Raw genomic sequence first — 7,620 nt, 5'->3', positions numbered from 1 at the left:
ACCGCGGAACCCTTGTCGATGCCACTGACAGTGGTCAGGCCCGCGGCGTCGGTGGAGGTGACGGTGCGCTGCTGGTCGTCGTAGCTCGTGGTGGATCCCAATTCGACCATCGCGGGCGAAGCAGGGCCGCCCTGTGACCTCTCGGTCTTCTCCCCCTTGACCGTCGGCGCGACGGTCCGGGGATCGACCGCCTCCGATGGTGCCCCCGACGCGTACAGGCCGTCCGGCTGCAGGTCGCGGTCGTGCGGGAGCAGCCAGAACACCCGTCGCCTGAAGGTCCCGGAGGCGCGGGAGGAACGAGCCTCGGGGCCGAGCATCGCGTAGCCCACCATGCGACCGTCACGGTGGTACGGGGGCCTGCCCTTGCGTGAGGGAAGGCGTTCCAACGACTGCCTGACGTAGTCCAGTTGCTCAGGATCCTCGAGCCAGCGGATCTCGATTTCGTGCGCGAGCTCGGCGGGATCGATCAACGCGCTCACTGCTGCGGCTCCTCGGCGGCCAGGTCTGCGGCCACTAGGCCGATACCGGGATAGTACTTGCGGGAATTGGAGAGGATCATTGCCTTCGGTGATGCCATCCCCAGTGTCTCGCGAACACGGGCCGCGAAGCTACGGGCACTCACCGGGTTGGCTCCTTCGAGAGCGCACCAACCGCCGTAGGCGGCGTAGAGCTGCGCCTGTTCGGCGCGTAGGCCGTCGGCGAGTTTGCAGCACTCCGACAGGAAACGGCCGACGCTGTCCTCGGTCTCGGCGTATGCGGTGGTGGCGACCTGGACGCTCTGCGGGCCGGCGAGGTCCTTCTCACCGGCGAAGTAGCGGCGGGCGCCGGCGATGAGCCAGGCCAGGATGCCCGGGCCTTCCTCCGCGACGAGCAGGCTCGCGAGATTGTCGATCTTTCTGTCCTCGGCGACGACGCGTGCGAAGGGGATCAGACGCATGCGGCGCCAGAAGGCCATGCCGCCCGTACCGACCTCGGGGCGGTGGTTGCCCAGGAGCCAGAGCTTGTGCGTGGGTTGGAAGCTGAAGAAGTCCTGACGCATCCGACGGGCTTTGATCTTGTCGCCACCGGTCAGGAGCTTCACCCGGGCTTCGTCGAAGCGGTCACCCGGCTTGAGCTCCGAACACATGATGACGCGGCGCCCGTGGAGCTCCGCGAGGTCTGTCGGATGTCCTTCGAAGGCCTTGGCCATGAGGAAGCCGGGGGGCGCCGCGTCGGCGTAGTCCCCCAGCAGTTGGAGCATGACGTCCAGCAGAACGGACTTCCCGTTCTTTCCCTGGCCGTAGAGGAAGGGCATGACCTGTGCGCCGACGTCCCCGGAGATGGAGTAACCCAGCAGGAGATGGAGGAAGTGGGTCATCTGCTGGCCTTCGGTGTCGGTACCGAAGGTGTCGTCCAGGAACCGTTGCCACCTGGGTGTGGGCATCGTCTGTGGCGCGATGGCGGTGGAACGGGAGTGCCGCTGCCGCGCCGGGTCCGGGGGGGTGATGAGGCCCGTCCGCAGGTCGACGACGCCGCCCGGGGTGCAGAGGGCGTACGGATCGGCGTCCAGCGTGGAAGCGTGGAGCACCATGTCGGGCGAGGCCTTCGCCTGTTCCAGCATCGCGTTCATACCCGATGTGGACAGCGCTCGGCGCCGGTGGCGGCCGAGCTCGGTGTTGGTGAAGGCTCCGATGGGATCGTGCGTGGCGAGTTGCTCCGCCATCTCACCTGCCGACCACAGCACATGGTCGGTCTCGTCGATCTGCCACCGGTGGCCACTCCAGATGTACCAGCCCAGGCCGGGGACGTAGCGGTAATCCCCGCCGTAGAGGCGCGCGAAGAGCTTGGCGTTCCCCCGGTCGCTGAGTGAGTCCGGCAGCAAGCCGTGGGGAGTCGCACCGGCGGGGGGGACGGCGGTCGGATCCCGGTAGGGGGCAGGAGGGTCCTGGGGGGAGGCCGCGGAGAGGCCCGCGAGATCGAGGAGACCCTGGACGGGCTGGGGGTCGGTCTGTGGGATCGAGGTCGGTACGGCCAGTCCGTTGTGGCGGGAGGACGAACCGAGGATCTGCTGGGCGGTCGCCAGGGGATCGAAGCCTCCTTCCAGCGGACCGTTCGTGGGTTTCATGAGCGTCCTTCAAGATGAAGCGGGCGCCGGCTGCCGGCAGCCATGGCACTGCGAATGATCGAGGAACAGCGTCGTTCCTGCTCGGGACGTGCCTGGCGAGCGGCGTCGAGGAGAAGGCGTTCGGCTTCAATGAGCGTTAGGTATCCGGCAGCGGCGAGACCTCCTGCGGTGTAGGCGACCCGGTTCAGTTTTTCGGTGAACCCGGCTCCCTCCGGAATCACCGCGCAATCGGTGATCTCGGTGAGCAGGGAGGCAAGGGTGCGGGTGGCGGCGTTGCCACCACCACCCGCGGCTATGACGGCCTGGCGGGCACGGGGGGGAACCGTACGGCCGGACACCGGGACCTCGGAGGTCTCGAGATGGCCAGTACGGACAAGCTCCTGCGCAAGCCAGTCCGGCAGCGGAGCGGGCATCCGTGCCGTTCCTACGGGAGAGTAGCGTCCGGCGGACGTCACCGTGCCCGGTGCGACGATGTAGCCACCTCCGGAGCGGACGTCGACCTGCCAGGCGAGCGCGCGGCGTTTCCCGGATCCGGTGGAACTCCGGAAGGCCTGCCACGGCTGCGTGCGGTACCAGATGTGGAGGCCACCGGAAGGGGTGCGTACCCGGAGTGTGGTCTCGTCGTGGCACGGGTCGGTTGCCGAGCGAAGGGCGGCCAGCAGGCCCATCGTGTGGTGCCCGGTCGAGAGCCCGTCGAGGTTGATGTGGTCGGCGATGGGGATTCCCGGAAGCAGACGGCTTCGTTCCGGCACGGTGGTGGTGTGGGCGTCGACGTCGATGACGAGTAGGCCGGCGGGCCCGCAGGCAACCGCCACACCGAAGGACGGATTCTTCGTCCACCACTGGGCCAGCCGGTCCGGGTCGGTGGTGGCGCAGAGCAGTCCGTGACACCACCGCCCTGCCGGCAGGCAGGGGCAGCCCGTCGCGGTGTGGCCCGGGGCCTGGCACTCCCCGCAGTTAGCGGCAGGGGTCTTGTACCGCGGAGTCAGAGGATGGACCGGCCAGCCCTGGGCGGCGCACCACAAGGCGATCGCCAGCGTTCGCGGGGGGCGCACATCGTCGAGACGAAGCTCGGCCGTAGTCGCCCTCACGTCCATCCTTGCTGGCTCCGTTGCCGATTGTTGAGTCGCTTTCGGTGTATGTGCTGGTCGCGGGGGTGCCAGCGACTGAAGCGACTCAGTTTCCAATATGGCTTGCACAGACTAGCGGACCGGAGCTCCGACGGTGGGTCATCCACGCGTGTCGGTGTCGTTCAGCGACCGAGACCCTTGGGCAGTGACTGAGTCGCTTCGGTCGCTGCCCCCGCTTGCGAGGCTTTCCCGCAGATCAGAGCCTTGCCCCCGCCCCGGGAGCGACCGAAGCGACTCAAGGTCGGATATATGACGCGCATGTGCAACCCCGGGGATGGTCATATACCCGAACAACAGTCGCTTCGGTCGCTGTCCTCACCTGAAAACCCCCTCTGAACTGGGCAAACATCAGCTACTCAAGCACAGCGACCGAACCAAGCAAACCCCATCGGCCACTGTCGCACGTCAATCACCGCCACTCCCCCGCTGAGTCCGACCGTCACAGCAGTGGCCATGTCAAGAATTCTCACGGAGATTCCACCGCTTGGCCACAGTTCGGACATTGAGAGAAGATCACAACCGGATCCGACCGTCAATGGATCGCTGATGTATGTGCTGGTCGCGGGGGTGCCAGCGACTGAAGCGACTCAGTTCCCAATATGACTTGTGCGGAAAATGCGGCTGAAGCCCCGACGGTGGGTCATCCACGCGTGTCGGTGTCGTTCAGCGACCGAGACCCTTGGGCAGTGACTGAGTCGCTTCGGTCGCTGCCCCCGCTTGCGAGGCTTTCCCGCAGATCAGAGCCTTGCCCCCGCCCCGGGAGCGACCGAAGCGACTCAAGGTCGGATATATGACGCGCATGTGCAACCCCGGGGATGGTCATATACCCGAACAACAGTCGCTTCGGTCGCTGTCCTCACCTGAAAACCCCCTCTGAACTGGGCAAACATCAGCTACTCAAGCACAGCGACCGAACCAAGCAAACCCCACCAGGGTCGCTCGGCGCCGGAGGCACGCCGCCGTTTCGGCAGGCGCCTGCGAGCCTACGTTCTCCGGTTCGGTCGCTGTCGTTCGTCAGTAACCGCGCCAGCACTTGCCGTAGCATCGGGCGCCGGCCATGTTGTCCATACCGCCGTAGCGGGCGTTGCAATAACGGGCACTTGCCACCAGGTTGTCGACCGGGTCGGTGATCTCTCTGTGCCCGGGCAGGGCATAGGCCGCGAACGTCGGCCTGATCATCTGGGCCAGCCCGATCGAAGGTGTGCCGGCCCTGGCGTTGGAGTCCCATCGGTTGACCGCCTGAGGTCTGCCGGAGGATTCGGCGAGCGCGGTTGCTTTCAGCGCCTTGGCGGACGGCACCTGGTCCCCGTTCTCGGTCAGGATCGCGCGTGCCTCCTGGATCCACCCGTCGAGGGTGTCCGGGTAGGCCGGCGCCTGTTCAGGGGCGGGCGGACTCTGAGCCGGTGGAGCAGGTACAGGTACTGCCGCGGCCTGGTGGGACTCCCCCTGCACCTGAGCCGAGGCTGTTACCGGGGGGGTGGTCTCGGCAAGGGCCGGTGTGCTGTTGAGCGACTGGACGGTCAGGGTGATCAGCACCATCACCACGGCCCCCCCGACGCCGGTGGCGAGGACGTAGTCCGGAAGTTTCGGGTGGGCCATACTGAGGGCTTTCCGGAGCCGTATCCACCAGATGACCGCATACGCCCGGCTCCGGTTCACCGTGTACCGAAGAGTTGCCGCCGCCAGGCACAGCAGTGCCTGGCAAAGGCCAGACGCGAGTGATCCGACCCTTGAAGCTGCCTGCTGAACCTCGGCACGAGGCACACAGTGATCTGCCACTCTGTCCTGCAACTGGTACGGCATACGAATTTCTCCCTGGTATCGGAGAATGACTGTAGTCGTGCGATCTGCGCCGATTCAAGCTTTTCGTAGCCGATTGTCCGAATTACTCCCGAATGGCTGCCCGATCGGGGAGAATCGGCCCAACCTCTTGATACAGATGACAGTTGACTGAAGGTCAGACGAAGTCGTAATGCGACTCTCCCGTCGGGCGCACCCTGATCGTCCCGCCCGGAAAATAATTCAGCCGGACGCTGACATTTCCCTCGGATCTGCCCGAAAGGAATTCGTGAAATTATTCTGCCCTGCTCCCCACCACCGGGCGGGGAGCAGGGCAGAATCAATGAAGATTCGACCGAATTTTTCAGGGCAATGTCAGCACGGGCACTCTCCCCCGCTGCTCACGTCCGAGTACTCAGCGGTTTCCTGGTGTCGCTCGCAGTAGTGCTCTCCAGGACGATGCGGCCCATCACCTTGTACTTCTCGGGGTACTTGGACCTCATGTACAGAGCCAGGGCGATGCCGCTCAGGAACACCGCCGCGACGATCCACGGGATGAACCTGAAGAAGAGCAGATCGGCTGCGGGGCCGGCGGCTTTGTGCAGGTTGGCCAGGAGAAGGCCGATTGCGGCGAGCATGCCCAGGCCTCCCAGGAGTGGTGCGGTGAACGTGCGGAACCAGTGCCGGGATTCGGGGTGGTTCCGGCGGAAGTAGGCGATCACCGAGAAGGAGCACAGGGTCTGCACCACGAGTAGGGAGAGGGTGCCGAGGATCGCTGTGAGCGTGTACAGGCCGACGTACGGGTCCTGGCCGGTACCCCAGAAGATCAGAACGATGGCGAGCGCGATCCCGGTCTGGGTGAGCGAGGCGACGGACGGCGACCGGTACCTGGGATGGACGTGCCCGAGTGCGGGAGGAAGGAAACGCTCACGGCCGATGGCGTACAGGTAGCGCGAGGCACACTGGTGAAATGCCATGGCACAGGCGAAGGAGCTGGTCACCATCAGCCAGAGAAGGGCCGTGACCGCCCAGTGCCCGAGATACTGCTGAGCGGGATCCAGGAAGAGGTCGAGGGGAGTGATCCCGCTTGCGATCTCCACAGCGTCCTGTGGGCCGTTGCTGCTGAGCACCATCCAGGAGACGAAGGTGTACAGCACCCCGAGACCAACGACGGCGAACAGGGTGGCGAGCGGAATGATCCGCTTCGGATTCCGGGACTCCTCCCCGTACATCGCCGTGGACTCGAACCCGATCCAGGACCAGAAGCAGAAGAAGAGGCCGACGCCTGCGTTGACGCCCGCGAACGCCCCGGTCGGGTTGAGGACGGAGAAGTGGAATCCGTGAGGGCCACCGCCGTGCGCCAGCACCGAGCCCGCCAGCAGGGTCAGCATCACGACCTCGCCCACCAGGAAGACCCCGAGGATCTTCGCCGCGACTTTGATGTCGTAGTGGGTGAGCACCGAGGTGACGAGCAGCATGAAGACGGCGAGCCACTGCCAGGGCACGTTGACACCGAACTGGGAGTCGATGGCTGTTTCGGCGAAGTAGGCGAAGATACCCGCGATCGAGGCCTCGAAGACGACGTAGGCGAGGACCGCGAGCAGGCCGGACGCCATGCCGATGATCCGGCCCAGACCATGTGAGATATAGCTGTAGAACGCGCCAGCGGTGGTGATATGTCGGGCCATCGCGACGTACCCCACCGTGAACACCGTCAGTACCAGGGTGACGAAGATGAAGCCGACGGGGGCGTGTACGCCGTTGCCGCTTCCGATGATCACGGGCAGGTTGCCGGTCATCGCGGTGATCGGGGCTGCTGTCGCCAGGGCCATGAAGATGACCCCGACCAGAGCGACCGCGTCTGCCCTGAGGTGTTCGAGCGGCGGTTTCGTGACCGTGGTGGACGTTTCGGGAGAAGACACGGGCTACTCCCCGGAGGTCAAGGCTGGCTGTTCGAGTGCCATGAGTCGTCCGATCTCACGAGAGCATGTGGGGATGGGCGGTATCGCGTCCTCTTCGACCGGGTGCCCACGAGAGAGCATCGATCCCGGCAGTGCCGTGGTGGCATCGGCCGCCACAGTGGCTCCCCACCCTAAGGAGAGCACCGGTCGGGTTTTCGGCACGAAGGGGTAGCCGGACGGGCTTCAAACTCCCCCCTCGTCGTCGAGCGGGTGCCGGGGAGCCTGCGTTGATGCGTTCCAGACTGCGCGGCAGCCAGAATGCTGGTGACCGGCTCGGCCGACGGTACGGTGACCGGACTTTCCCCCGATGGCCGTAGGACGGATCGTCCTATCTTCGAATGAACCGAACCCGGGAAAGTCCATAGGCTCGCAGTCTCACGCATAACGCGAGGCCGCGAGCCTATGATTCTCCGCTCCATCCGGGAGGAGTCTACGCCATGATCGTGACGAAAAGCCCCTTTTCGGTGAATTCATCACTATTGCGATGTTCCGGGCATTGGCCCCATGCAGCCCGCCCGGGATCAGCGATGAGGCCCCGAGAACGGGTGCGCCCGGGCCGGGGGTGAATCCCCCCGGCCCGGCGTCCGCTGCTGCCCGGTAGATCAGCCGATCAGGTGGCTGACGCCACCGTCGCCGCTGCCCACGG

Annotated in this window: 4 protein-coding genes and 1 pseudogene; all 5 read right to left on the bottom strand. The window is 65.5% G+C overall.

What is annotated here, in order from left to right:
* Nucleotides 1-89 precede the first annotated feature (89 nt).
* A pseudogene (locus AB0D08_RS39525) lies at nucleotides 90-479 on the bottom strand (DUF6009 family protein); the annotation flags it as partial.
* Nucleotides 476-2,104 carry a phage/plasmid primase, P4 family gene (locus AB0D08_RS39520; RefSeq protein WP_082526511.1) on the bottom strand — a complete coding sequence of 543 codons (1,629 nt, stop codon included), beginning with the start codon at nucleotides 2,102-2,104 and terminating at the stop codon, nucleotides 476-478. The gene AB0D08_RS39520 and the pseudogene AB0D08_RS39525, both read right to left, overlap by 4 nt.
* Nucleotides 2,101-3,201 (bottom strand): bifunctional DNA primase/polymerase, encoded by a 1,101-nt coding sequence (locus AB0D08_RS39515; RefSeq protein WP_082526510.1) that lies wholly within the window; start codon nucleotides 3,199-3,201, stop codon nucleotides 2,101-2,103. Before AB0D08_RS39515 ends, AB0D08_RS39520 begins: the two co-directional genes overlap by 4 nt.
* Before the next feature lie 1,047 nt (nucleotides 3,202-4,248).
* Nucleotides 4,249-4,833 carry a transglycosylase SLT domain-containing protein gene (locus AB0D08_RS39510; RefSeq protein ID WP_359895173.1) on the bottom strand — a complete coding sequence of 195 codons (585 nt, stop codon included), beginning with the start codon at nucleotides 4,831-4,833 and terminating at the stop codon, nucleotides 4,249-4,251.
* A gap of 581 nt (nucleotides 4,834-5,414) precedes the next feature.
* The gene (locus tag AB0D08_RS39505; RefSeq protein WP_051813053.1) at nucleotides 5,415-6,935 is read right to left on the bottom strand and encodes an APC family permease; all 1,521 of its coding nucleotides are present in this window, start codon (nucleotides 6,933-6,935) and stop codon (nucleotides 5,415-5,417) included.
* Between the last annotated feature and the right edge of the window lie 685 nt (nucleotides 6,936-7,620).

The organism is Kitasatospora sp. NPDC048540 (assembly GCF_040651175.1).
In the GTDB taxonomy this organism is placed as follows: domain Bacteria; phylum Actinomycetota; class Actinomycetes; order Streptomycetales; family Streptomycetaceae; genus Kitasatospora.
Note: the sequence above shows the minus strand (reverse complement) of the source record. Positions and strands in the feature narration are given on the sequence as shown.